At 70.0% G+C, this 25,291-nt stretch carries 25 protein-coding genes, 1 tRNA gene and 1 riboswitch; of the genes, 13 read left to right on the plus strand and 13 right to left on the minus strand.

From position 1 onward, the window contains the following. Positions 1-82: 82 nt before the first annotated feature. The 4 genes from AB0C62_RS06465 to AB0C62_RS06480 form a co-directional block, all read right to left on the minus strand. Complete coding sequence (locus tag AB0C62_RS06465) at positions 83-442, minus strand: VOC family protein (RefSeq protein WP_362970122.1); 360 nt, start codon at positions 440-442, stop codon at positions 83-85. A 128-nt stretch (positions 443-570) separates the two neighbouring features. Beyond that, positions 571-1,056: a hypothetical protein gene (locus AB0C62_RS06470; RefSeq protein WP_362970124.1), complete on the minus strand. Its 486-nt coding sequence runs from the start codon at positions 1,054-1,056 to the stop codon at positions 571-573. Positions 1,057-1,140: 84 nt separating this feature from the next. Further along, the gene (locus AB0C62_RS06475) at positions 1,141-2,655 is read right to left on the minus strand and encodes an MFS transporter (protein ID WP_362970126.1); all 1,515 of its coding nucleotides are present in this window, start codon (positions 2,653-2,655) and stop codon (positions 1,141-1,143) included. A 78-nt stretch (positions 2,656-2,733) separates the two neighbouring features. Beyond that, positions 2,734-4,062, minus strand: coding sequence for a DUF445 domain-containing protein (locus AB0C62_RS06480; protein ID WP_362970202.1), 1,329 nt, complete (start codon positions 4,060-4,062; stop codon positions 2,734-2,736). A gap of 264 nt (positions 4,063-4,326) precedes the next feature. Here AB0C62_RS06480 and AB0C62_RS06485 point away from each other — a divergent pair, with 264 nt between their 5' ends. Further along, the gene (locus AB0C62_RS06485) at positions 4,327-5,658 is read left to right on the plus strand and encodes an SGNH/GDSL hydrolase family protein (protein ID WP_362970128.1); all 1,332 of its coding nucleotides are present in this window, start codon (positions 4,327-4,329) and stop codon (positions 5,656-5,658) included. A 118-nt stretch (positions 5,659-5,776) separates the two neighbouring features. Here AB0C62_RS06485 and AB0C62_RS06490 read toward each other — a convergent pair whose 3' ends face one another. The 4 genes from AB0C62_RS06490 to AB0C62_RS06505 all read right to left on the minus strand — a co-directional run bounded on the left by AB0C62_RS06490 (position 5,777) and on the right by AB0C62_RS06505 (position 9,511). Further along, on the minus strand, positions 5,777-6,661 hold the full coding sequence (locus AB0C62_RS06490; protein WP_362970130.1) for a DUF1707 domain-containing protein: 885 nt from the start codon (positions 6,659-6,661) through the stop codon (positions 5,777-5,779). A gap of 85 nt (positions 6,662-6,746) precedes the next feature. Beyond that, positions 6,747-7,697, minus strand: a complete 951-nt coding sequence (locus AB0C62_RS06495; protein ID WP_081221590.1) for an ABC transporter ATP-binding protein — start codon at positions 7,695-7,697, stop codon at positions 6,747-6,749. 100 nt (positions 7,698-7,797) lie between these two features. Continuing rightward, positions 7,798-8,673 carry an ABC transporter permease gene (locus AB0C62_RS06500; RefSeq protein ID WP_362970204.1) on the minus strand — a complete coding sequence of 292 codons (876 nt, stop codon included), beginning with the start codon at positions 8,671-8,673 and terminating at the stop codon, positions 7,798-7,800. 37 nt (positions 8,674-8,710) lie between these two features. Then, entirely contained in the window at positions 8,711-9,511 is an 801-nt protein-coding gene (locus AB0C62_RS06505) for an ABC-2 family transporter protein (protein ID WP_362970132.1), read from the minus strand. 218 nt (positions 9,512-9,729) lie between these two features. Here AB0C62_RS06505 and AB0C62_RS06510 point away from each other — a divergent pair, with 218 nt between their 5' ends. After that, the gene (locus AB0C62_RS06510; RefSeq protein WP_362970134.1) at positions 9,730-12,171 is read left to right on the plus strand and encodes a transglycosylase domain-containing protein; all 2,442 of its coding nucleotides are present in this window, start codon (positions 9,730-9,732) and stop codon (positions 12,169-12,171) included. 79 nt (positions 12,172-12,250) lie between these two features. Here AB0C62_RS06510 and bcp read toward each other — a convergent pair whose 3' ends face one another. Further along, a complete protein-coding gene (gene bcp / locus AB0C62_RS06515; RefSeq protein WP_355862919.1) occupies positions 12,251-12,718 on the minus strand; it encodes a thioredoxin-dependent thiol peroxidase in 468 nt (155 codons plus the stop codon). A 134-nt stretch (positions 12,719-12,852) separates the two neighbouring features. Here bcp and AB0C62_RS06520 point away from each other — a divergent pair, with 134 nt between their 5' ends. The 6 genes from AB0C62_RS06520 (at position 12,853) to AB0C62_RS06545 (ending at position 15,748) form a co-directional block, all read left to right on the plus strand. Next, on the plus strand, positions 12,853-13,191 hold the full coding sequence (locus AB0C62_RS06520) for a DUF3618 domain-containing protein (RefSeq protein ID WP_266614071.1): 339 nt from the start codon (positions 12,853-12,855) through the stop codon (positions 13,189-13,191). Positions 13,192-13,234: 43 nt separating this feature from the next. Next, positions 13,235-13,591: a co-chaperone GroES gene (locus AB0C62_RS06525; RefSeq protein ID WP_358814998.1), complete on the plus strand. Its 357-nt coding sequence runs from the start codon at positions 13,235-13,237 to the stop codon at positions 13,589-13,591. A gap of 54 nt (positions 13,592-13,645) precedes the next feature. Further along, positions 13,646-13,711, plus strand: a riboswitch (guanidine-III (ykkC-III) riboswitch). A gap of 37 nt (positions 13,712-13,748) precedes the next feature. After that, positions 13,749-14,069 carry a quaternary ammonium compound efflux SMR transporter SugE gene (gene sugE / locus AB0C62_RS06530; RefSeq protein WP_362970136.1) on the plus strand — a complete coding sequence of 107 codons (321 nt, stop codon included), beginning with the start codon at positions 13,749-13,751 and terminating at the stop codon, positions 14,067-14,069. A gap of 105 nt (positions 14,070-14,174) precedes the next feature. Further along, positions 14,175-14,798, plus strand: coding sequence for an HNH endonuclease (locus tag AB0C62_RS06535; protein WP_362970138.1), 624 nt, complete (start codon positions 14,175-14,177; stop codon positions 14,796-14,798). Continuing rightward, entirely contained in the window at positions 14,795-15,661 is an 867-nt protein-coding gene (locus AB0C62_RS06540) for an HNH endonuclease signature motif containing protein (protein WP_362970140.1), read from the plus strand. The genes AB0C62_RS06535 and AB0C62_RS06540 overlap by 4 nt, the downstream gene beginning before the upstream one ends. A gap of 12 nt (positions 15,662-15,673) precedes the next feature. Next, positions 15,674-15,748, plus strand: a tRNA-Leu gene (locus AB0C62_RS06545). A 64-nt stretch (positions 15,749-15,812) separates the two neighbouring features. On the opposite strand, the gene rdgB is transcribed toward AB0C62_RS06545, so the two are convergent. The 4 genes from rdgB to AB0C62_RS06565 all read right to left on the minus strand — a co-directional run bounded on the left by rdgB (position 15,813) and on the right by AB0C62_RS06565 (position 18,324). Beyond that, complete coding sequence (gene rdgB / locus AB0C62_RS06550; protein ID WP_362970142.1) at positions 15,813-16,415, minus strand: RdgB/HAM1 family non-canonical purine NTP pyrophosphatase; 603 nt, start codon at positions 16,413-16,415, stop codon at positions 15,813-15,815. A gap of 251 nt (positions 16,416-16,666) precedes the next feature. Continuing rightward, positions 16,667-17,065: a hypothetical protein gene (locus AB0C62_RS06555; RefSeq protein ID WP_362970144.1), complete on the minus strand. Its 399-nt coding sequence runs from the start codon at positions 17,063-17,065 to the stop codon at positions 16,667-16,669. Between the two features lie 144 nt (positions 17,066-17,209). Beyond that, positions 17,210-17,956 (minus strand): ribonuclease PH, encoded by a 747-nt coding sequence (gene rph / locus AB0C62_RS06560; protein ID WP_362970146.1) that lies wholly within the window; start codon positions 17,954-17,956, stop codon positions 17,210-17,212. A 134-nt stretch (positions 17,957-18,090) separates the two neighbouring features. Beyond that, positions 18,091-18,324, minus strand: coding sequence for a PTS glucose/sucrose transporter subunit IIB (locus tag AB0C62_RS06565; protein ID WP_069920430.1), 234 nt, complete (start codon positions 18,322-18,324; stop codon positions 18,091-18,093). Between the two features lie 174 nt (positions 18,325-18,498). Here AB0C62_RS06565 and AB0C62_RS06570 point away from each other — a divergent pair, with 174 nt between their 5' ends. The 5 genes from AB0C62_RS06570 (at position 18,499) to AB0C62_RS06590 (ending at position 25,282) form a co-directional block, all read left to right on the plus strand. Beyond that, on the plus strand, positions 18,499-19,785 hold the full coding sequence (locus AB0C62_RS06570) for a PTS transporter subunit EIIC (RefSeq protein WP_362970148.1): 1,287 nt from the start codon (positions 18,499-18,501) through the stop codon (positions 19,783-19,785). A gap of 283 nt (positions 19,786-20,068) precedes the next feature. Then, on the plus strand, positions 20,069-21,337 hold the full coding sequence (locus AB0C62_RS06575) for a PTS transporter subunit EIIC (protein ID WP_081217502.1): 1,269 nt from the start codon (positions 20,069-20,071) through the stop codon (positions 21,335-21,337). Between the two features lie 62 nt (positions 21,338-21,399). Further along, positions 21,400-21,768 (plus strand): hypothetical protein, encoded by a 369-nt coding sequence (locus AB0C62_RS06580; RefSeq protein WP_362970150.1) that lies wholly within the window; start codon positions 21,400-21,402, stop codon positions 21,766-21,768. Between the two features lie 72 nt (positions 21,769-21,840). Then, the gene (locus tag AB0C62_RS06585; RefSeq protein ID WP_362970152.1) at positions 21,841-23,925 is read left to right on the plus strand and encodes an ABC transporter transmembrane domain-containing protein; all 2,085 of its coding nucleotides are present in this window, start codon (positions 21,841-21,843) and stop codon (positions 23,923-23,925) included. Between the two features lie 49 nt (positions 23,926-23,974). Continuing rightward, a complete protein-coding gene (locus AB0C62_RS06590) occupies positions 23,975-25,282 on the plus strand; it encodes a glycosyltransferase (RefSeq protein ID WP_362970154.1) in 1,308 nt (435 codons plus the stop codon). Positions 25,283-25,291 lie beyond the last annotated feature (9 nt).

A 25,291-nucleotide genomic window follows, 5' to 3' on the forward strand; every position in this document is an offset into this window, starting at 1 on the left:
CGAGACCTGGTGAGGCTCCCTGGGACCTGGTGGGGCTCCGTGGGAGGACCTGGTGGGGCGCCGTGAGACCTGGTGAACCCGGTCAGTCCCGGTGGCCCAGCACGTTCACCACCCGTCCGTTCGGATCGAGGACGAAGAACCGTCGTACGCCCCACTCCTCGTCCCGCAGGTCCCGCACGATCTCCGCGCCCGACGCGAGCACCTGCGCGTACACGGCGTCGACGTCCTCGACCTCCACACTCAGGTCGGGGACGACGGGCGCGGTGCGTTCCTCGGTGAGGAAGCTGATCTGGGCGGTGGGGTTGGCCGGGGAGGCGAGGGTCATGACCCAGCCCTGGTTCATGACCTCCTCGAACCCGAGCACGCCGTAGAACTCACGGTTCGCCGACATGTCCTGCTCGGAGCCGACCTGGATGTCGGGGACGATCCTGCGGACGGTCATGGGCGGTGCCTCCTGGTGGCTCACGGGTGGCGGACGGCGGGGACGGCGGGGCGGAGTTCGACCCGACTCGCGGCTCGACCCAGGCCGCGGTTCGACCCGGGCCGCGGCCCCTCACAGACCGCGGCTCCTCACGTGCAGGGACGGCGAGCGAGCACGAACCCCTCGTCGACCTCGTTCGACTCCGTCCAGTCTGTCCTGAACCGGCGGGCCACCGCGGCCACGACCAGCACACCCGCCGCGCCGAGCAGCGTGTAGAACGCCCAGGTGAGTGGCCAGGCGTCGACGAAGCCGTCGGGCGGTCCGGGATGCGTGCTCAGGGACACGTACAGCAGGGCCGCCGGAGGGGCCGCGACGAGCAGCAGGGGCCAGGCGAGTGCGTCGCGGTGGCCGACGTAGGCGGCCAGGAGCAGCAGGCAGACGGCGAGGACGAGGATGCCCGTGCCGGTCACCGGGGTGGTCTCCAGCGTGGAACCCGGTGCCGCGGGTCGGTTGCGCAGGTCCCACGGGAGGCACAGGAGGTACGCCGCGCCGGAGAGGGCGGCGCCGAGCACGCGGGTCAGCCAGCGTTCCGGCCAGGGGCGCGTTCGCAGGGGGCGGAGCAGCTTCTCGGTCATGCGTACGAGGGTGACGTGTCCGGCGGGGGCCCGACAGAGTACGCGTACTCAGAAGGGGACACTCGGAAGGGCCCGCGCCGGCGCTCAGTTGGACGGCGTCGACGGTGTCGAGGACGACGTGCCGGTGGGGGAGGGCGCCGTCGACAGTGGGGCGGCGATGTCCTCCAGCGAGCGGCGTTCGGCGTTGACCGCGAGGAACACGGCGACCAGGCCGGCCGCGCACATCAGGCCGGCGCCGATCTGGAAGGCGAGCACCGTGTCGCCCACGACACCGGACTTGGTGAGGTCGGCGAAGACGAGCGGGCCGCTGATGCCGCCGGCTGCGGTGCCGATGGCGTAGAAGAAGGCGATGGCCATGGCCCGGGTCTCCATGGGGAAGATCTCGGAGACGGTCAGGTAGGCGCTGGAGGCGCCGGCGGAGGCGAAGAACAGGACCACGCACCAGCAGGCGGTCATCGTCACGGCGTTCAGCGAGCCCTGGTCGAAGAGCCACGCGGTGCCGAACAGGAGCACGCCGGAGAGCAGGTACGTCGAGGAGATCATCACCCGGCGGCCGACGGTGTCGAAGAGCTTGCCGAGGAGCAGCGGGCCCATGAAGTTGCCGGCCGCGATGACCGCGAAGTAGTAGCCGGTGCCGCCCGTGGGGACGTCGAAGAACGTGGTGAGGATGGCGCCGAAACCGAAGGTGATGGCGTTGTAGAGGAAGGCCTGGCCGATGAAGAGGGCGAGGCCGAGCACGGCGCGTTTGGGGTAGCGGCCGAAGACGGTCCTGGCGATGATCCCGAAGCCGATGCTCTTGCGCTGCTCGACGGTGATCTCACCCGCGGGCGGTGGCAGCGGTTTGCCGGTCTCCTTCTCGACTTCCTGTTCGACGGAGTCGACGAGTTCGTCGGCCTCCTCCCCCTGGCCGTGGATGAACTGCCACCGCGGGCTCTCGGGCACGTGCCGCCTGACCAGGAGGATCACCAGACCGAGGACGACGCCGAGGGCGAAGGTGAGCCGCCAGCCGAGGTCCTTCGGGAAGATGTCCGTGTTCAGCATGACGATGGACAGCAGCGCGCCGCCGATCGCGCCGAGCCAGTAACTGCCGTTGATGATCAGGTCGACCCGGCCGCGGTACTTGGCGGGGATCAGTTCGTCGATCGCCGAGTTGATGGCCGCGTACTCGCCTCCGATGCCGAACCCGGTGAGGAAGCGGAAGGTGAAGAACCACCAGGCGTCGAAGGACAGGGCGGTCAGGGCGGTCGAGGCGAGATAGACCACCAGGGTGACCATGAACAGTTTCTTGCGGCCGTAGCGGTCGGTCAGCCAGCCGAAGAACAGGGCGCCCGCGCAGGCACCCGCCACGTAGAGCGCCGCCGCGACACCGGTGACCTGCGCCGAGGTGATGGAGAGCCCGCTGCCCTCCTCGGAGAGGCGGCCCGCGATGTTGCCGACGGTGGTGACCTCGAGGCCGTCCAGGATCCAGACGGTGCCGAGGCCGATCACGATCATCCAGTGCCAGCGGGACCACGGCAGCCGGTCCAGCCGGGCGGGCACGCTGGTCGTGATGGTGCCGGTGGACCCGGGCGTGGGGGCCGGCGAGGCGGGTGCGGTCATGGGGTCCCTCTCCTTCGAGTGAACGCCGCACGTGTTCCCCGATCTCCGCCCGCCTACGCCCCCGCCGTCCGTGCCCCCTTACGCCCCCAGCGCCTGCGACACGGTGTAGATCAGCAGGCCGACGAGCGAGCCGACCACCGTGCCGTTGATCCGGATGAACTGCAGGTCACGGCCGATGTTCGCCTCGATCTTCTTCGTCGTGTGCTCGGCGTCCCAGCCGGCGACCGTGTCGGTGATGAGCGAGGTGATCTCCGTGCGGTACGTCGTCACCACGTACACCGCGGCGCCCTCGACCCAGCCGTCGACCTTGGCCTGGAGCTTGGGCTCGGTGGCCATGCGGGCGCCGAGGGACAGCAGGGAGGCCCGCACCCGCAGCCGCAGTTCGCTGCGCTCGTCCTCCGCCGCGGAGACGATCATCGACCGTACGGCCGTCCAGGCGGACGCGATCAGGTCCTGGACCTCGCCGCGGCCGAGCACCTCCCCCTTGAGGCGCTCCACGCGGGCCCGGGTCTCGGTGTCGGACTGCAGGTCGGAGGCGAAGTCGGTGAGGAACCGGTCGAGGGCGCCGCGGGCCGGGTGGGCCGGGGAGTCGCGCATCTCGGTGACGAAGCGGAGCAGCTCCCGGTAGACGCGCTCGCCGACCTTCTTGTCGACGAAGCGGGGCGTCCAGCCGGGTGCGCCGCCCTGCACGGCGTCCATGACCTGCTCGTCGTGGAAGACCAGCCAGTCGTGGGCGCGGCTGACCACCAGGTCGACGACCCGCCGGTGCCCGCCGTCGGCGACGACCCGCTCCAGCATCTTGCCGATGCCGGGCCCGATCTCCTGGGCGTCGGCGCGCCGGGTGATGGCCTCGCCGACCACGGCCTGGACGTCCGAGTCCCGCAGTACGGTCAGCGCGCCCCGCAGGGCGGCGGCCAGTTCGGCGGTCACCCGGTCCGCGTGCTCGGGGTCAGCGAGCCAGGTGCCCAGCCTGCTGCCGATGCCCACGGCCCGCAGGCGCTGCCGCACGACCTCCTCGGAGAGGAAGTTCTCGCCGACGAACTCGCCGAGCGAGACGCCGAGCTGGTCCTTCTTGGTGGGGATGATCGCGGTGTGCGGGATGGGCAGGCCGAGCGGGTGCCGGAAGAGGGCGGTGACGGCGAACCAGTCGGCCATCGCGCCGACCATGCCCGCCTCCGCGGCCGCCGCGACATAGTCGGCCCAGGCGCCCGCGCCCTCGTGCGAGGCCCACTTCGCCAGCACGTACACCAGGGCGACGAGGAGCAGCAGGCCGGTGGCGGTCGCCTTCATCCGGCGCACCCCGCGCCGCTTCTCGATGTCGGAGGCGCTGAAGGTGTTCATCGCGCGGCCCGGCGGTGCGGCGGATGCCGTGGCGTTCGCGGTCCCCCCGGGGCGGGCATGCTCCATGCCGTCCGGTTCACCCGATTTCGTGCGTTCCATTCACTCCACCTGTCCGCAGAACCCGACCCACCCCGTAAATATTGTCTCTTTCCCCTCTCTTCTTGACCGACTACTGGAACGGCACACGAGTTCCCGGCGTCTGTTCGGTTGGGGATTCGACCGGTGGGACCCAAAGGGGGGTGCGTCGGTGCTCCTCCCGGCCCATGCCGCATCATGGGGTGATCACATCGGAGCATTTCGCTCCCATCGTTTCGAGGAGAGACGCACCGCATGACCAAGCGTCACGGTTATGCCCTGCTCGCCGCGGTTCTCGCCGTGGTCGTGGTCCTTTCGGGGGCCATCTACATCGGTGTCGCCGCCGACGACGGCAGCGGCACCCGGACCGACGTCGCCAGTGGGCGTACGTCGCACAACTCCGCCGCGCCCGCCTCCACCGGCACCTGGGTCGGCGCCTGGTCGGCGTCCCCGGCCGGAGCGGAGCCCGGCACGGAGACCGACGGCATGGCCGGCCGCTCCGTGCGCAACGTCGTGCACGCGGCCGTCGGGGGCACGGGTGCCCGCATCACGCTGTCCAATCTCTACGGACAGCGCCCGCTGGCCCTCGCGCACGCCACGATCGCGGTCGCCGCGACCGCCGAGAACGCCGCCGCCGCGGCCGACACCATGCGCCGCCTCACGTTCGGCGGCGCCACGGCCGTCGTGATCCCGGCAGGCGGACAGGTGATGAGCGACGCCGTCCGGGTGCGCATCCCGCACGGCGCGGACGTTCTCGTGACGACGTACTCGCCGACGCCGTCCGGACCGGTCACCTACCACCCGATGGCCCGCCAGCTCTCGTACGTCGCGCAGGGCGACCGTACGGAGGACGTGAGCGGCACCTCGTACACCGAGCAGACGCCGTACTGGCGTTACCTGACGGCGGTCGACGTGCTGAGCGACGAGGCGACGGGCACGGTCGTCGTGCTCGGCGACTCGCTCACCGACGGCGTCACCTCCACCGTCGGGGCCAACCGCCGCTGGCCGGACGTCCTCGCGGAGCGGCTGCGTGCCTCGGCCGGGACCGGTGAGACGCCCCGCTACAGCGTCGTGAACCAGGGCATCAGCGGCAACCAGATCCTCGCCGCGGGCCTCGGCCGTCCCGCCGACAACCCCAGCGGACTGAGCCGCTTCGGGCGGGACGTCCTCGACCGTACGAACGTCAAGGCCGTCGTCATCGACCTCGGCGTCAACGACATCCTGCGCAACCCGAACCAGGTCGACCCGCGCACCATCACGGCGGGCCTGCGGACCCTGGTCCGGCAGGCGCACTCCCGCGGCCTGCGGGTGGTCGGCGCCACCCTGATGCCCTTCGAGGGCCACCGGGGCTACACCCCGCAGCGGGAGGCCGTCCGGGAGGCCGTGAACGCGCAGATCCGCGCCGGGAAGGTGTACGACGCCGTCGTCGACTTCGACGCGGCCCTGCGCGACCCGTACAACCCGCGCCGCCTGCGCACCGACTACGACTCGGGTGACCATCTCCACCCGAGCGACCGGGGCTTCCGGCGGATGGCCGAGGTGTTCGACCTCCAACAGCTGAAGGGCTCGGCTCCGGCGGAGCTGTGATCCGACCCCTCACGCCCACCGGCGCGCTCGCGATCGCGGGCGCGCCGCGGCCTTTCCCGGGGGCACCGTGGTCACGTCGGTCACCGCGCCCGCCAACGACCCGAGGGGCCGCGGGAGTTCAGTGGTCGCCGAAGTGACGGCGGTGGCGGTCCTCGCGGCGCTCCCGGTGACGCTCCCGGCGCTCCTCGTGGCGTTCGCGGCGCTCCTGCTCCCGCTCGTCGCGGTACTCGTGATGGTCTTCGTGCCGGTCGCGGATCAGGTCCCGCGCGTCGTCGAGGACGTCGAACACGTCACCGAGGCGGCCGCCCTGCGACCCCTGCAGCTCCTTGCGGGCCGCACGTCGCTCCAGCTTCTCCTGGCGGCGCTCCTCCCGCTGGCGCTGGCGCTCGGCGCGGGTGAGCTTGCGCTCCACCCCGACGCCGCCCCAGAAGGCGAAGCCCGTGATGATCACCCGGGGTGCCCCGGGATCGCCCGGCCGGCCCTCCTCGCGCTGGTCGAAGCCGCCCATGATGCCGATGCCACGGACGACGACCTCGACGCCGGGCGGCACGATGACGTTCATCCCGCCCATGACCGCGACGCAGTTGACGACGACCTCGCGGTCCGCGAAGTTCGCCTCGCGCAGGTCGATCTCACCGCCGCCCATGAAGGCGAAGGAGTTGAAGCGGCGCGGCACCGTCCAGCGGCCCTTGCGCTCGAAGCCGGACAGCACGGCCACGCCCCACGACGAGGACCCCTCGCCGCCCACGATCCGCGAAGCCCAACTTCCGTCGTCCACGGGCTGCTTGACCATGGAGATCGGGGCCGCGGCCGCCGCGCCGGGCAGATCGCGGGTGATCGGCGTCAACTCCCCGTAGGTACGGGCCTTGTACGTCGCCTCCAGCCGCTCCTCGAACTCCTCCATGTCGAGGCGGCCTTCGGCGACGGCGTCCCTCAGCTGTTCGGCGACCCGTTCACGATCGGCGTCTGAGGCGCGCAGCTCCGGGAGTTCGTCGTCCGTCATGGACAGCAGCCTACGAGTTCCCCCGCCCGCTCGCCATGCCGCTCGCCGCCTTGGACAAGCCTTGGGGGTCGGTTCACGAGACGCGTCATGAGACCGCTTTCTCCGCGTACATGCGGCTGATCACGGCCTCGATGTCCGGCTCGCGCACCGAGAGGTCCACGAGCGGGTACTCCGCGGCGATCCGCGCCACCAGCGGAGCCGCCGAGAGAGCCGCCGGGAACGCCAGCCACTGGCGCGGTCCCTCCACCTTCACGACCCGCGCCGACTCCACCTCGATCGGCGGGAGTTCCCGCTCCAGATCGACGACCAGGGTCCGCTCGCTCTCCCCCACCTCGTGCAGCCCGGCCAGCGGACCGTCGTACATCAGCCGCCCGTGGTCGATGACCATCACCCGCCGGCACAGCTGCTCGATGTCGGTCAGGTCGTGCGTGGTGAGCAGCACGGTCGTGCCGCGGTCGGCGTTCAGGTCGCGCAGGAACTCACGGACCCGCGCCTTGCTGATCACGTCGAGCCCGATGGTCGGCTCGTCCAGGTAGAGCACCTCGGGATCGTGCAGCAGCGCCGCCGCGATGTCGCCGCGCATCCGCTGCCCCAGCGACAGCTGCCGCACGGGCACGTCCAACAGGGCTCCGAGTTCGAGGAGTTCGACACAGCGGTCCAGGTTCTCCCGGTACCGCGCGTCGGGGATGCGGTACATGCGGTGCATCAGCCGGTAGGAGTCGATCAGCGGGAGATCCCACCACAGGGTCGTCCGCTGCCCGAACACCACCCCGATCCGGCGGGCCAGCCGGGTCCGTTCCCGGGACGGGTCGAGGCCCGCGACCCGCAGCCGGCCGCCGCTCGGGGTGAGGATGCCGGTGAGCATCTTGATGGTCGTCGACTTCCCGGCACCGTTCGGACCGATGTAGCCGACCATCTCGCCGCGCGGCACGCTGAACGAGATCGAGTCGACCGCCCGCACCTGCCGCCGCTCGCTGCGCAGGAACCCCGTCCGCTTGCGCACGTCGAAGACCTTCTCGACGCCGTCCAGTTCGATGAATCCGGCGTCCGGACCGGTGGGTCCGCCGGCCCGGCCCGCCGGTGCGCTGTCCGGACCCGTGGGTCCGCCGTCCTCGGTGATGGCCACGCCCGTTCCCCTAACTTCCCGTACTGCGGTAGGCGCGCAGCCCCGCGCGCCAGGCGATCCCGGCGAGCGCGCAGCAGAGCGCCGCCACGAGTGGTGGTGTGAAGGCGACCCACGTCGGCAGGTCGAGCGGATAGGGCCGCCCCAGCACGTACAGCGCGGGCAGCCAGTTGACGAAGGCGAGCGGGAGCACGAAGGTCACCCCGCGCACCATGTCCTTGGCGAAGACGGTCGGCGGGTACTGCAGGAGCGTGCTGCCGCCGTAGGTGAAGGAGTTCTGCACCTCGGAGGCGTCCTGCGCGACGAACTGGAAGGCCGCGCCCGCCACGAACACCGCCGAGAAGATCACGCCGCCGCTGAGCAGCATCAGCGGGACGAGCAGCACCTTGAGCGGCGTCCACTGGATGTCGAGGACGGCCAGGGCGTAGCCGAGGACGAGCAGGCCCTGGACGATGCGGCCGAGGCGGCGCAGCGCGAACCGGTCGGCGGCGACCTGCGCGAGGACGGGCGCGGGCCGCACCAGCAGGGTGTCGAGCGTGCCGTCGCGGACCCGCCGACCGAGCCGGTCCATCGAGCCGAGCGCGAGGTCGGCGAGCCCGAAGGCGGTGCCGGCCACCCCGTAGAGGAAGGCCACCTCGGGCAGTCCGTACCCGCCGATCCGGTCGACCTGCGAGAACATCAGCAGGATCGCCACGAAGTCCAAGGCGGTCGCGGCGAAGTTCCCGAGCGCGGTCATCACGAACGACGCCCGGTAGGCCATCGTCGAGCGCATCCACATCGCCGTGATCAGCCGGTAGGCGCGCAGCCCGTCGCACAGCCGCTCGTACGCCCCCCGCCGCGCGAAGGGATCCGCCGCCCACTCCGGCCGCTCCCCCGGCGTCCCGGTCACGCCGGGCGCCCGCTCCAGCACGGCCTCCTCCACAGGGTCAGCCACCCTGCACCACCACCCTCCGGGTCGCCGCCGACTGGAGCAGCCGCCCCGCCGTGAGCAGGACGAGCGCCCAGGCGGCCTGGAACGCGTACGTGCCGAGCGGGTCCGCCGTGCCGAGCAGGACGTCCACGGGCGCCTGGATCAGCGACGACCACGGCAGGGCCCGTACGACCTCGCCGAGGGTGCCCGGGAACACGTTCAGCGGGAGGAGCATCCCCGAGCAGAACACCCCGGCGATCATGGTGAGTTGCGAGACGCCCGCCCCGTCGAGCAGCCAGAACGCCGACAGCGCCACCAGGAAGCGGATCGAGAACCCGACGACCACGCCGAGCGTGACCGCGACCAGGAAGGCGAGCCAGGTCAGCGGATCGGCGGGCAGCGCCAGGTCGAAGAGGAGCGCCCCGAAGGCGAGCGGGACCACCCCTCGGCCCAGCAGGTGGAACAGCGCCCGTCCCACGTCCTGCGCGAGCCACCACAGCTGCAGATCCGCGGGCCGGTACAGGTCGATCGCGATGTCACCCGTACGGATGCGCTCGATCAGCTCGTCCTCGAAGCCGCCGCCCATCACCGCGACCACCATCAGCAGCGCCTGGCTGAGCCACACGTAGCTCAGCGCCTGGGCCTGGTCGTAGCCCCCGAGGTGCGGCCTGCTGTCCCACAGCGCGATGAAGATGTAGGCCAGGATCAGCCCGAAGACGGTGTTCGTGAAGACGCCCGCGGCCGTGGCGACCCGATAGGTGGCGTACCGCCGGAAACCGCCCGCCGCGACGGACGCGTACAACCGCGTCGTGCCCACAACCCGTCCCCCTCCTGAGCGTTGAGCCAAGTTGAGCCAAAACGCAGGAGCCTAGCCCCGGCCCCGCGCGTGCCGCCAGGCATTTTCCGGCGCGACGCGTGCCGGGATCAGGGAACGAAACGCGGGGTGCGACAGTCTTCAAGAGGGGCGCACCAGGCGTATGAGGCGTAAGAGGTCGTACGGCGACGTACGACGTGAAACAGGAGTCCGGCGAACAGATGAGTGACGAGCCGCAGCCGCAGCGGAACGACCAGGGCTGGGCACCCAGGGAACCGGAACCGGGCCCCCGCCCGGCCGGCGACCCCGCGGCGGGACCGGGCGAGCCCGACAAGAAGCGGAAGGAGAAGCGGAAGCGGACCGGCTGGCGCCGGCTCGTCCCGACCTGGCGGATGCTGCTCGGCACCCTCGTGTGCCTGATCCTCGTCCTGGTCGGCCTCTTCGCGCTCGGCTACTACCTCGTCAAGATCCCGCCGGCCAACGCCGCCGCGACCAAGCAGAGCAACGTCTATCTGTACGCCGACGGCAGCCAGCTCGCCCGCGACGGCGACGTCAACCGCGAGAACGTCTCCCTCGCGCAGATCTCCAAGGACGCCCAGCACGCCACCCTCGCCGCCGAGGACCGCGACTTCTACACCGAGTCCGCCATCGACCCCAAGGCGATGATCCGCGCGGGCTGGAACACGGCCACCGGCAAGGGCAGACAGTCGGGTTCGACGATCACCCAGCAGTACGTGAAGAACTACTACCTGGGCCAGGAACAGACCGTCACCCGAAAGATCAAGGAGTTCTTCATCTCGATCAAGCTCGATCGGGAGAAGAGCAAGGACGACATCCTGGAGGGCTACCTCAACACCAGCTACTACGGCCGCAACGCCTACGGCATCCAGGCCGCCGCCCAGGCCTACTACGGCGTCGACGCCCGGAACCTCACCGTCGCCCAGGGCGCCTACCTCGCCGCGCTGCTCAACGCGCCCAGCGAGTTCGACGTGATCGCGCACCCCGAGAACAAGGCGGCGGCGCTCGCCCGCTGGAACTACGTCCTCGACGGCATGGTCAAGAAGAAGTGGCTGACCCAGCCGGCGCGCGCCCGCGTCACCTTCGAGCCGCCCAAGCAGGCCAAGGGCCCGTCGGGCATGTCCGGCCAGCGCGGCTATCTCGTGCAGGCCGTCAACGACTACCTGACCTCGAACAAGATCATCGACGAGGACACCCTCACCACCGGCGGCTACCGCATCACGACCACCCTGCAGAAGCCCAAGCAGGACGCCTTCGTGAAGGCCGTCAACGACCAGGTGACGGACCGGCTCGACAAGAAGAACCGCAAGGTCGACTCGTACGTCCGGGCCGGCGGCGTCGCCATCGACCCGTCCAGCGGCAAGGTCCGCGCGATGTACGGCGGCATCGACTACACCAAGCAGTACGTGAACAACGCGACCCGCCGCGACTACCAGGTCGGCTCCACCTTCAAGCCGTTCGTCTTCACCTCGGCCGTGCAGAACTTCTCCACGACCCAGGACGGCCGCATGATCACCCCGAACACCGTCTACGACGGCACCGACAAGCGCCCGGTGCAGGGCTGGAGCGGCGGCACCTACGCCCCGGAGAACGAGGACGGCGTCTCGTACGGCGACATCACCGTCCGCACGGCCACCGACAAGTCGGTCAACTCGGTGTACGCGCAGATGGCCGTCGACGTCGGCCCCGCCAAGGTGGAGAAGACCGCCGTCGCGCTCGGCCTGCCCGCGAACACCCCCGACCTGACGGCCTCCCCCTCCATCGCCCTCGGCCCGGCCACCGCCAGCGTCCTCGACATGACGGAGGCGTACGCCACGCTCGCCAACCACGGCAGGCACGGCACGTACTCCCTCGTCGAGAAGATCACCAAGGACGGTGAGGACGACGTGGAGCTGCCCGAGCAGCGGACCACCCAGGCGGTGAGCCGTGAGGCCGCCGACACGACCACGTCCATGCTCCAGAGCGTCGTCGACGGCGGCACCGGACAGGCCGCGCAGGCCGCCGACCGGCCCGCCGCGGGCAAGACCGGCACCGCCGAGGAGGACACGGCCGCCTGGTTCGCGGGCTACACCCCCGACCTCGCCACCGTCGTCTCCGTGATGGGCCAGGACCCCGAGACCGGCGCCCACAAGTCCCTGTACGGCGCGCTCGGCCAGGCCCGCATCAACGGCGGCGGCTACCCCGCCCAGATCTGGGCCCAGTTCACCAAGGACGCCCTCGACGGCACCGACGCGTCCGACTTCGACCTCCAGCTCCAGCCGGGTGCCGAGGAACAGGAGGACGTCCCCTCCTTCGAACCCAGCGAGCCGGACACCACCGACGAGGACGACGGCGGCACCACCGACGGCGGGCAGGAGACCCCGGGCCAGGACCAGGGGCAGACGCAGGGCGCCAGCCAGTCCCCGGGACGGACCAACGGCCAGACCCAGGGGCAGACCGCGGGTCAGAACCAGGGCCAGACCGACGGCGGCGCCGACACCGGAGGCGGCACCACGAGCGGCGACGGCGGGGGCACCACCGACGGCGGCACCACCGGATCCACCACGGACGGCGGCACCGGCACCGACGGCGGAGCCACGGACGGCGGAACGGGCACCATCGCCGGCCAGGGCCCGCTGAACCCGCTCAGCACCAGAAAGCCCTGACGGGCCGGGCGGCACGCTGGGGCCCTCCCCGGAAGGAGGACCCCAGCGTGCCGAACGGGACTGAACCGCAACGAGCGGGTCAGATCCCCAGGTCCTTGATGATCTTCGCCACGTGCCCGGTCGCCTTCACGTTGTAGAAGGCCCGCTCGACCTTGCCCTCCTCGTCCACCACCACGGTGGAGCGGATGACCCCGACGACCGTCTTGCCGTACAGCTTCTTCTCACCGAAGGCGCCGTACGCCTCCAGGACCGACTTGTCGGTGTCCCCGACCAGCGTGACCTTCAGGGACTCCTTCTCACGGAACTTCGCGAGCTTCTCCGGCTTGTCCGGGGAGACACCGATGACGTCGTAACCCGCGCTCGCCAGCACGTCGAGGTTGTCCGTGAAGTCGCAGGCCTGCTTCGTGCAGCCCGGGGTGAGGGCGGCCGGGTAGAAGTAGACGATGACCTTGCGGCCCTTGTGGTCCGCCAGGGAGACCTCGTTGCCGTCGGCGTCGGGCAGGGTGAAGGCGGGGGCGGTGTCGCCGGGCTGCAGTCGCTCGCTCATCGGAACCTCACGTGGCCAAGGGGATGGAATGGATACGGAACGAGCGTAATGGGGGGTGCCGAGGGGTGCGGCGCAGCAGGAGCTGACAGACTGTCCGAACCAGACAGTCACTACACGACCACGGAGGCAGCGCGGTGTCGGATACGTCGGACACGTCGGATACCAGGACTCCGGCGCAGATCGAGGCGGACATCAAGAACCGCCGCGCAACGCTCGCCGACACGCTCGACGAGATCGGCGTGCGGGTCCACCCCAAGACGATCGTCGGAGACGCCAAGGCCAAGGTCGCCTCCAACATCGACCACACGCTGGGGCGCGCCTACGTCGGCGTGAACCGCGTCGTCGGCGATGTGAAGGGGCAGTTCGTCACCGAGGAGGGTGCGCCCCGGCTGGAGCGCATCGTGCCGGCGGCCCTGCTGGCGGTGGGTGTCGTCGGGCTGCTCGTACTCGGCACACGGCGGCGCAAGGGCTGACCCGCCCGGCTACGGAAGGCTCGGGGACAGGTAGGTTCTGGGCGTGAGCGCCAATCGGGAACAGCACAACACCCACGACGACAAATTGCCCATCCGGATGCTGCACGACCGTGTGCTCGTGCGGCAGGACGCCGCCGAGGGCGAGCGGCGTTCGGGCGGCGGCATCCTGATCCCCGCGACGGCGGCCGTCGGACGCCGCCTCGCCTGGGCCGACGTCGTCGCGGTGGGCCAGAACGTCCGCACGGTCGAGCCGGGCGACCGGGTCCTGTACGACCCCGAGGACCGCGCCGAGGTCGAGGTGCGCGGGACCGCCTATGTGCTGATGCGCGAGCGGGACCTGCACGCCGTGGCCGCGGACCGGTTCGAGGGGTCCGAGGACTCGACGGGCCTGTATTTGTAGGGCGAACATCGCCGCGAGGGGCTGGTGACCATGGTCACCAGCCCCTTTCGCATTCCTTTGCTACGGTGGAAAGCACCCCGACGAGACGCGCCGTACCGGGCCCTGCAAAGACGACGCACTTCGGTCCAGCCGTCGTCCTGTCTCTCGGAGGTGCCCCATGGCCTGGGTTCTGCTGCTCGTCGCCGGTCTGCTCGAAGTCGGCTGGTCGATCGGAATGAAGTACACCGACGGTTTCACCCGGCCGGTCCCGAGCGTGCTCACCGGCGCGGGAATCGTCGCCAGCATGGTCCTCCTCTCGTACGCCGCGAAGACCCTCCCCATCGGCACGGCCTACGGCGTCTGGGTCGGCATCGGCGCGGCGGGCGCCGCCGTCCTCGGCATGCTCCTCCTCGGCGAACCGGCCAACGCGGCCCGCATCTTCTTCATCGGCCTGCTGCTGGTGGCGGTGGTCGGGCTGAAGGTGACGTCGGGACACTGAGGCCCCACATCGGGCGGACGCTGAGCCCCGTGGGGGGCGTGACCATCCGATGGCCTGCTCGTTGACCCGTTCGAGGTGCGAACACGCAACCGACGGTGGGGGAAAATGAGCGTCAGGTACACCCGTGAGCTGCTGGAGGAAGCGGCTCGCGAGACGCGGCACATCGATGACGCGGTCCGCTGGTGCGGCGGGAACCCGACACCGGGCAGTCGCCGCTATCTGCGGCAGAAGATGGGCGAGGCCGGCATCGACATCGCCCACCTCATGACGAACCAGGTGCGGCACACAAAGGAGCTTCTGCTCGCCGCCGTGAGCGCGTCGACCAGCGTCAAGGACGTCGTACGCCACCTGGGGATCAGCCAGGTCGGCGGCAACCAGGCGCACGTGGCCCGCAGGATCGCGGCGCTCGGGATCGACTCGTCCCACTTCGCGCAGTCCCGTCGCAGGGCCGCGAAGGGCTCGTCCGGCGGACTCCTCACCCTGCGGCCACCGGAGAAGGGCAGGGTGCCGGGAGCACGGCTCCGCCGTGAGCTGCTGCGCGCGGGGGTGGCCGAGCGCTGTGCCGACTGCGGCACCGGCCCCGGGTGGAACGGCAGGCCACTCACTCTCGAGGTCGACCACGTGAACGGCGACTGGTGGGACAACCGACCGGGGAACCTGCGGCTCCTCTGCCCCAACTGCCACGCGACGACGGACACTTACCGCGGGCGCAAGCGGAGGTCGGCGTGACCGGGGCGAAGTATCCACGGGACACGCTGGCCAGGACGGCGGACCTCTCGACCAGCCTGGTGGACCTGCTACGCCGCCTGGGCGCTCCCCTGGGACCTCCGAGCCTGCGCTACGTGCGACGCAGGCTCGACCACTACGGGATCGACACCTCACACTTCGTCGACGAGCCCCTTCCCGTCCGCGAGAGGCGCTCCTACACACGGGAGTTGCTCACCGAGGCGGCGGCCCACTCGTACAGCGTGCGGGAGTTGTTCGAGTATCTGGGACACCCACCCGACACCAGCCCGTACGGCCATGTGCGGAAGAAGCTCGACCAGTTCGGGATCGACACCTCGCACTTCACCCGAGGCCGTGGGTACGGCCCGAGTCTGATCCCGCCGGAGACGCTCGCGCCCGCGGCCGCCCGGTCCAGCAGCCTCGCCGTGCTGCTGAAGACACTGGGCATGGCCGACAACACCACCAACCGCGCACGGTTGAGGCGCAGTGCGGAGACACACGGCATCGCGTTCGATCACTTCACCGGACAGGGGCACCGACGCGGTGTCCCGTCACCACGTCGGAAGTCCGCCGAGCAGGTTCTGCACCGTGGAGCGCCTGGGTCCCCGCGGACCAGGACCACGCTCCTACGGCGAGCTCTCGACGACCTCGAGGTGCCTCACACCTGCGCGGAATGCGGCATCGGCGACATCTGGCGCGGCAAGCGTCTGGTGCTGGAGATCGACCACGTCAACGGCGAGCGGTTCGACAACCGACCGGAGAACCTGCGCTACCTCTGCCCGTCCTGCCACAGTCAGACGGGGACCCACTCCCGACGAGGCCCGTCTCTCGGAGTCGGCGGACGGGCGGACCGCGCGGACCAGTAAAGTGACGGCGTTGGGCCCGTACCCCAGCTGGCTAGAGGGCGCCGGTTTAGGTCCGGTGTGTCGTGGGTTCGAATCCCACCGGGCCCACCGCGGACAGGGGCGCGCCGTCTTCGTGACGGCGCGCCCCTCTGCGTACTGCTTGTCCTGTCGGTCAGCCCAGCAGTTCGCGGACCACCGGTACCAGCGCGCGGAACGCCTTGCCTCGGTGGCTGATCGCGTTCTTTTCGGCGGCAGTGAGTTCCGCGCAGGTGCGGGTGTCGCCGTCGGGCTGGAGGATCGGGTCGTAGCCGAAGCCGTGGGTGCCGGCCGGGGTGTGGCGGAGGGTGCCGAGGAGCTGGCCCTCGACGACGCGTTCCGTGCCGTCGGGCAGGGCGAGAGCCGCCGCGCAGGCGAAGTGGGCGCCGCGGTGCGGGGCGTCGATGTCGGAGAGCTGGGCGAGGAGCAGGTCCAGGTTGGCCTGGTCGTCGCCGTGGCGGCCGGCCCAGCGCGCGGAGAAGATCCCGGGGGCGCCGTTCAGGACGTCGACGCACAGGCCCGAGTCGTCGGCGACGGCGGGCAGCCCGGTCGCCTGGGCGAGGGCGTGGGCCTTCAGCAGGGCGTTCTCGGCGAAGGTGACGCCGGTTTCCTTGACGTCGGGGATGTCGGGGTAGGCGTCCGCGCCGACGAGGTCGTGCGTGATGCCTGCGTCGGCGAGGATCGCCTTCAGTTCGGTGAGCTTTCCGGCGTTGCGGGTGGCGAGGATCAGGCGGGTCATGGGGGCCAGTATCTCCGAGGGCGCCTCCGCCGCGGGACGGGCGTCCCGGTCCGGCGCCCCGCCCGGCGCCCCGACACCCGAGGCCCGTCCGGGTCCGTAGCCCGCGTATCCCCGGTGTGGGCCGGGGTCCGGTCCGTAGTCCTGTCGTCGGAGGGGCGGTCGGTGCCGTGTCCTGCCGCAGGCCGCCGGCCGCATGCCCCCTGCCGCCCGCAAGATCCTCGGCCCCTGTGACCACGGGGGCCACGCCACGCCTACGGCGTGCACACCTTGGTCAGCTCGCCCGCCGCGTCCGTGACGGGGCTGATGTCGGGGGTGTCGTCGCCGTTCCTGACGGCGGTGCGGACGTTGGCGACGGCCTTGTTCAGGTTGTCGACCGCCTTGTTGACGTCGGCGTTGTCGGTCTTGTCGCCGATGTTGTCGAGGTTGTTCTCGATCGAGTTGAGGGAGGCGTCGGTCTGCGACGGATCGTTGGCCGCGTTCTCGACCGCCTGCTGGAGGTCGGTGACGCTGTCGGCTATCGAGTCGGCGGTCTGCACGCAGTCGAGCGCCTTGTTCACGGCGTCGCAGCCGACGGCCGCCGGCAGGACGACGAGTGCGGCGGTGACGGCGAGTGCGGCGGTACGGCGTCGACGGTGGTGGCGCGCGGCCATGGAACGGTCCCTCCCCGTGGGCAAGATGGCGTACGGCCGCGTCGGCGGCCGGTGCGTCCCGCGGTGGGGTCGTCCCGATCCGCCCGACGTGGCCGGCGGGCGCACGGCTGAACCGTGCGCCCGTACCCCTTAGAACGCGTGGAACTAGCCCGCGGTTGCCTCACCGGTCGATTCGAGTACCGCGCGCTGGACGGCGGCGAGTTCGTCGCAGCCGGCGACGGCGAGGTCGAGGAGTGCGTTGAGTTCCTTGCGGTCGAAGGGCTCGGCCTCGGCGGTGCCCTGGACCTCGACGAAGCGGCCGTCGCCGGTGCACACGACGTTCATGTCGGTGTCGGCCTTCACGTCCTCCTCGTAGCAGAGGTCGAGGAGGGGGACGCCGCCGACGATGCCGACGGAGACGGCGGAGACGGTGCCGATGAGCGGCTTGCGGCCGGCCTTGATGAGCTTCTTGCCCTGGGCCCAGGCGACGGCGTCGGCGAGGGCGACGTACGCCCCGGTGATGGCCGCGGTGCGGGTGCCGCCGTCGGCCTGGAGGACGTCGCAGTCGAGGACGATGGTGTTCTCGCCGAGCGCCTTGTAGTCGATGACGGCGCGCAGGGAGCGGCCGATGAGGCGGCTGATCTCGTGGGTGCGGCCGCCGATCTTGCCGCGGACGGACTCGCGGTCGCCGCGGGTGTTGGTGGCGCGGGGCAGCATGGAGTACTCCGCGGTGACCCAGCCCTCGCCGCTGCCCTTGCGCCAGCGGGGGACGCCTTCGGTGACGGAGGCCGTGCAGAAGACCTTGGTGTCGCCGAAGGAGACGAGGACGGAGCCCTCGGCGTGCTTGCTCCAGCCACGCTGGATGGTGATGGGGCGCAGCTGTTCGGGGGTGCGGCCGTCGATGCGAGACATGCCGCTGAGCCTATCGGCACACGGGTGAGGGGCTGTCCGCCGGTGACGGAAGCAGCCCCTCAGGGGTGAGCCGGGTCGGTGGAGGCGGGGTGCCGCTCGCGGGGAGCGGCGGGTGCCTCAGCGGGTCCCGGTTCTCACATCATGTCTTCGATCTCGCCCGCGATGGGGTCCGCGTCGGTGCCGATGACGACCTGGATGGCCGTGCCCATCTTGACGACGCCGTGGGCGCCGGCGGCCTTGAGGGCGGCTTCGTCGACCAGCGAGGCGTCGTGGACCTCGGTGCGCAGGCGGGTGATGCAGCCCTCGACTTCTTCGATGTTGTCGATGCCGCCGAGCCCGGCGACGATCTTCTCAGCCTTCGTGGCCATGTCGTACTCCCTGATCAGAACCGCTTTGTCGCAGTAACCCACAGTTGGCCCATCTTCGCGAGCGGTCGTGTCGTGGGTGCCGAATGATGGCGATCACGACAGAGCGACGCGTCGTCAACTGGTCTACACCAGTTGACGGGCAGTCGCCAAACCGGCCCGGCCCGGAGGACGCCCATGAGTTCCGTGAGTGCCGTCTCACCTGCGCGCAACCGCTGGAACAAGGCCTTCCAGGGTCTGCAGAAGATGGGCCGGAGTCTTCAGCTGCCGATCGCCGTGCTGCCGGCCGCCGGCATCCTCAACCGGCTGGGCCAGCCGGACGTGTTCGGTGCGGAGGGGCTCGGCTGGGACAACGTCTCGAGGGTGATGGGGGCGGCGGGCGGCGCGCTGCTGGACGGTCAGCTCGGTCTGCCGATGCTGTTCTGTGTGGGCGTGGCCATCGGCATGGCGAAGAAGTCGGACGGGTCGACGGCGCTCGCGGCGGTGGTGGGGTTCCTCGTCTACTACAGCGTGCTGCGCGCCTTCCCGGAGGACTGCCCGGGAGGCAGCACGGCGATCAAGCTGGGCTGTCGGCTGGAGGACAACTCGGTCGTCGAGTTCACCTACCAGAATCCCGGGGTGTTCGGCGGCATCGTGATCGGGCTGCTGTCGGCGTACTTCTGGCAGCGGTTCCACCGTACGAAGCTGGTGGACTGGCTCGGCTTCTTCAACGGGCGCCGACTGGTGCCGATCATCATGGCGTTCGTGGCGATCCTGTTCGCCTCGTTGTGCGTGTGGGTGTGGCCGCCGATCGGTGACGCGCTGGAGAACTTCAGCGACTGGCTGGTCGGGCTGGGCGCGTGGGGTGCGGGTGTGTTCGGCCTGGCCAACCGTGCGCTGCTGGTGATCGGCCTGCACCAGTTCCTGAACGTGCCCATCTGGTTCCAGTTCGGCAGCTTCACCAAGCCGGACGGGGAGGTCGTGCACGGTGACATCAACATGTTCCTGGCGGGCGACCCGAACGCGGGGCAGTTCACCTCGGGCTTCTTCCCGATCATGATGTTCGCGCTGCCGGCGGCGGCGCTGGCGATCACGCACTGCGCGAAGCCGCATCGCCGCAAGGAGGTGGGCGGTCTGATGCTGTCGGTGGCGCTGACGTCGTTCGTCACCGGCATCACGGAGCCGCTGGAGTACTCGTTCCTCTTCATCGCGCCGCTGCTGTTCGTGGTGCACGCGATCCTCACCGGCGTCTCGATGGCAGTGACGTGGGGACTGGGCGTGCACGACGGCTTCAGTTTCTCCGCCGGTCTGATCGACTACGTCATCAACTGGAACCTGGCGACGAAGCCGTGGGCGATCGTGCCGATCGGGCTGTGCTTCGCGGCCGTGTACTACACGATCTTCCGGTTCGCGATCACGAAGTTCGATCTGAAGACGCCGGGTCGGGAGCCGGAGGAGGACGTGGAGGACACGACCAAGGCGTAGCCCTCTCCCGACGCGGAAGCCGCCCACCAGCACCGCTCTCCCCCAAGGGCCCCCGGACCACCTGGTCCGGGGGCCCTTCGGCATGACCGGAACCAGTTCTTCCCGTTATGGCCGAGACCACAAAATCAGTGGGTTCCTTATCCAGCCTTCACCGTGCTACAACAGGTCTACACCACTGAGTGGTGTAGACCACGCGAGGCCGACGAGTCGCCGCGTACCCCCAAAGACGCCGCCGTCCTCATCACTGTCCCCTGGGCGGCGCCTTGCCTACTGGAGGAAGTTGATGACCACGGCCAGCGCGGCACCCGCCGCGGAGAAGAAGGGCAGGGGCGCCGGCGTGATGGCGGTCCTGCAGCGCATCGGCCGGAGCCTGATGCTGCCGGTCGCCGTGCTGCCCGCCGCCGCACTGCTGGTGCGCCTCGGCAACCCCGACATGCTGGGTCGCCCGTCGTTCCCGACGTTCCTCACCAAGATCGCCGGCTTCATGGCGGCCGGCGGCAACGCGATCCTCGACAACATGGCCCTGCTGTTCGCGGTGGGCATCGCGATCGGCTTCGCCAAGAAGTCGGACGGCTCGACCGCTCTCGCCGGCGTGGTCGGCTACCTGGTCTTCAAGAACGTGCTCGCCACGTTCACGGACAAGAACCTGCCGAAGGTGGCCACGGCCGTCGACGGCAAGGTGGTCATGGTCGACGCCCCGGTGGACGCCAAGGTGCTCGGCGGTGTCGTCATGGGCATCGTGGTGGCGCTGATATACCAGCGCTTCTACCGGACCAAGCTGCCCGACTGGGCCGGCTTCTTCGGCGGCCGCCGTCTCGTCCCGATCCTGTCCGCCTTCGCGGGTCTGATCCTCGGCGTCGTCTTCGGCTACATCTGGCCGGTCCTCGGTACGGGTCTGCACAACTTCGGTGAGTGGCTCGTCGGTTCGGGCGCCGTCGGCGCGGGCATCTTCGGTGTCGCCAACCGTGCGCTGATCCCGATCGGCATGCACCACCTGCTCAACTCCTACCCCTGGTTCCAGGCGGGCGACTACCACGGCAAGAGCGGCGACATCTCCCGCTTCCTCGCGGGCGACCCGTCCGCAGGACAGTTCATGACCGGCTTCTTCCCGATCATGATGTTCGCCCTCCCCGCGGCCTGCCTCGCGATCGTGCACTGCGCCCGCCCCGAGCGCCGCAAGGTCGTCGGCGGCATGATGTTCTCGCTCGCCCTGACCTCCTTCGTCACGGGTGTCACCGAGCCCATCGAGTTCACGTTCATGTTCATCGCGCCGGCGCTGTACGCGATCCACGCGGTCCTCACCGGTGTCTCCATGGCACTGACCTGGGCGCTCGGCATGAAGGACGGCTTCGGCTTCTCGGCCGGCGTCGTCGACTTCGGCCTGAACATCGGCATCGCGTCCAACCCGTGGGGCCTGGTCCTGGTCGGCCTGTGCTTCGCCGCCGTCTACTACGTGGTCTTCCGCTTCGCGATCACCAAGTGGAACCTCCCGACGCCGGGCCGCGAGTCCGACGAGGAGCTCGCGGAACTCCTGAAGGCCGAGGCCAAGTAACACCGAGCCTCCTCCAGCACGGCAGAATTCCCCGGACCGTCGGACGGTCCGGGGAATTCGGCATGCCCGAAAAGGTGATTCCACCAAAACTCCACGACACCCCGAACAACGACAAAGTGACCGCTGTCACTGATCGTTCGACCTTGATCATTTGCTTGTTCTACGTCTACGGTCGACATCGGACCGGCCACGAAAACGACCAAGAAGGCCGGCCGAGACCAGAACAAGTGGGGAAATCGATGAGTCTTCAAACTCTTCGCGAGATGCAGTTCACCGCGCTCACCGACGAGGAGGCCGCCGTTGCCTCCGGTGAGGGCAAGCCGAGCCGGGCCCGGTGCGAATGGATCTTCGCGCAGATCGGGAACCCGATGTCGTGCAGCTACGGGGATTACTACAAGCTCTGGAAGTCGCTGGGCTGCGACAAGCTTTAAGGACGACCGGTGCCCGCCCCTGCTCGGGGCGGGCATCTCCTTTTCCCGCCGGCAGGCCCAGGAGATCCAAGCTTGAAGTGGCAGAGCTACCACACCCGTCAGTCCGGGGAAACGGACTGCGGCCCGGCGTGCGTCCGCACGGTGCTGTTGCGGCACGGCGTCGTGATCGACACCGCGATCCTGCGCGAAGCGATCGGCCTCGGCGAGCAGGGTTCGAGCCTCCTCCGGCTCCGTGACGCCCTCGCGGGATACGGCGTCGACAGCGAGCTGCTGCGACTGGACATCGACGAGCTGGCACAGGCCGTGCGGCTGGCGGGACCCGCGGTCATCCTGATGGACGACGAGGGATACCGGCACTTCGTCGTCGTGCACGAGGTCACCGCTCAGGGGGACTTCATCGTCGGCGACCCTCTGATGTCCCGGCCGATGCGGCTGCCGCCCGAGACGCTGGCCGAGCTGTTCCACGGCGAGGCCCTGATCACGGACCGTCCGGCCACACGGCCGACCTGGGCGGCGCGACTTCGGTGGCCCGGAGCGTCCGGCCTGCTGCGTCAGGCGGTCCGGGAGCATCGCGGACAGCTCTCGGTCGTCCTGATCACCACCGTGGTCGTCTCCCTCGTCGCACTGCTGAACAGCCTGTTCGTGCAGTTGGCGGTGGACCGGGTCATGGGGGACGGATCCCGTGGACGACTCGCCGTCCTGTCGGCCGAGTTCATCGGCATCGCGGTGGCGGCGGCCGGCGTCCAGTTCCTGCGCGGCCGGGTCATCGTCGCCCTGAGCCAGTCCCTGCAGCGGCAGCTCTCCGAGCGATATCTCCGCAAGCTCCTGCGTCTTCCCGCCCACTATTTCAAGAGTCGCAGGCCGGGCGATCTGGTCAGCCGTATCGACGACGTCCAGGAGATCCAGGGACTGATCACCGCCGCCGCCGTACGAGCCGCTGTCGATCTCTGCGTCGTGCTCTCCGTCGGCACTTATCTACTGGTGTCGAGCCCCACTCTTTTCCTTTTCCTGATCCCGCCCGCCACGGTCAATCTGTTCAGCTCCTTTCTCCTCTTTCCGTACATCAAGAGCGCCGCGGAGGAAGCCCTCCAGCGCGATGCGACCCTGAAGTCCGAGACGCTCAACGTGCTGCGGGGACACACGGAGTTCATCGGCTACGGTCGGCGGGAATTCGCCTTCGGCCGGATGGCACGGGCACTGGACCGCAGAATCACGTCGGAGACCAGGCTGGGGCGCCTCGAGAACATCAACGCGGTGAGCAAGACGGCCACCCAGACCGTGTTCACCGTGGTGATCGCCTGGGCCGGCCTCAGCCACATGCTCTCCGGTTCCCTCACGGTCGGCCAGGTCTTCGGGTTCCTCACCATGTCCGGCTACTTCCTCGGCGCCATGGACTCGGTCGCCTCGCTCCAGGTCACCGCCCAGCGCACGTCGGCCGCTCTCGGCCGGTACCGCGACGTCATCCTCCAGCGGGACGACGCCCGTCAGAGCCTGACGGACGAGGAGGCACAGACACCGCTGGAGCCGGCCGACCTGCGCGTCAGGGACCTGGGCTTCACCCACGAGGGCTCGGGCCGCGCGACGCTCTCCGGAATCACCCTGGACATCCCCCACGGCACCAGCGTGCTGCTGCGCGGCGCGAACGGCTCGGGAAAGAGCACCTTCCTCGCCCTGCTGGCGGGTACGCACACCGGATACCGCGGCAGCGTCACCCTCGGCGGTGCCGAGGTCGCCCGGATCCGGGAGGCCGAGCTGTGCCGGCGCGTCCTCTACGTTCCCGAGAACCCCGTCCTGCTCACCGCCTCGCTGCGCGAGAACCTCACGCTCGGCGTCCCCCACGCGACGGCCGACATCATCGAAGCCTGCCGTGTGGCCTGCTTCCTCGAAGTGCTCGACACCCTCGCGGGAGGGCTGGACGCACCTCTCAGGGAAAGCGGAGCCGGACTGTCCCGCGGACAGATCCAACGGCTGTCGATAGCACGTGCCGTCCTCCACGCCCCTGACGTCTACCTGTTCGACGAGACGTTCAGCGGCGTCGACCGCGAGACCTTCTCCCGCGTCTGGGGTCATCTGGGCTCAGTGAAGGGGACGAAGGTCCTGGTCTCGCACGGGCACGTCCAGGACACCGCGTTCGACCTCAGCCACACCCTCGGCTGACCCCACATCCTCGGCTCACCCCCACCCACGGGAAAGGCATCACCCTCCGATGAAGTTCGCGCAGCTGCTCGATCTCGTCCGCACGGACGGCGGACTCCCCGCGTCCCGGCTCGCCGACGACCTGGCCCTGATCACCACGGTGTCCCTGGACCTCGCGGAGACCCAGCTGGCCTCGTCGGATCCCGCGCTGCTGGCGGCTTCGTACGAAGGGACCCGGCCTGCTGCCGTCACCGTCGTCGTCCTCAGCCGTGACGAGGAGGACCGCATCGCGGGCACGCTCGGCGCCCTCGCCCACGACACCGACCACTGCCTGCTCATCGACTCCGGATCCACCGACGCGACGCTGGAGCGCGCCCGCGAGGCCCGGCCCGACGTACGCGTGCTGAGCACGACCTGGGCCGACGACTTCGCGCACCACCGCAACCTCGCCTTCGGCCACGTCACCGAGGGCTGGATCCTGCACGTCGACGCGGACGAGGTCCTCGCCGCCGAACACGCGGGCCGCATCCGGCGGGCGCTCGGTGTCCTGGACCACCTGCTGCCCGAGACGGACTTCGTCGTCTCGCCGTCCATCGCCGACATCGACGGCCCGACCTACACCAACACGCAGCGCGCTCTGCGCTCCGGCAGCACCCTCCGCTTCCGCGGCCGCGTCCACGAGCACCCCTACGACGCCTCCGGGAACAGCCCGGCGCGCATCGGCGTCGACGCGCGGCTCGACCACTCGGGCTACCTGCCGGAGGTGGTCGAGGCCCGCGGGAAGCGCGACCGGTACGGCAGGCTGTGCCGCCTGGCCGCGGCCGAGGAACCAGGCCATCCCAAGTGGGTCTTCTACGAGGTCCGGGACACCCTGGACTACCGGACCACGTCCCGGCAGGACCTGATGGCGGCCTTCGGCCGGATCGAGAGCGCCTTCGAGGGGGCCGAGCCCGGCGTCGGGCCGGACTACCGGTCGGAGCGCACGGTGGATGCGTGGGCCCTGCTGTGCGAACTGGCGGTCCGGTTCGGCGGAGCCGAGGAGATCCGCACGTACAGCGCGCTGCTCGCCGGTGCGGGGCGCCCCGTGGAGGCGACGTATTACCGCACCGTGCTGGAGTCGAGCCGACTGCTCGGACGCCTGTCCTCTCTCGTCGACGGCATCAGCGCCGTCGAGCGACACGAGGAACCGGGCAACCGGCACTTGATGGCCCGGCTCTTCGAACTCCAGGCGACGCTCGCGCTCTCCAGCGGGCGTTACGAGGCGGTCGAACCGGCCTACGGCAAGGCGGTCGCCCGAGGCGCCGGGCAGAGCGTGACCGAGGACTTCGCGATGCTGGGCCGCGTACTGCCCGGCCCGCAGGGCGGAACCGGGCAGTAGGGACCTCGG

The organism is Streptomyces sp. NPDC048643, from assembly GCF_040650615.1.
Classification (GTDB): domain Bacteria; phylum Actinomycetota; class Actinomycetes; order Streptomycetales; family Streptomycetaceae; genus Streptomyces.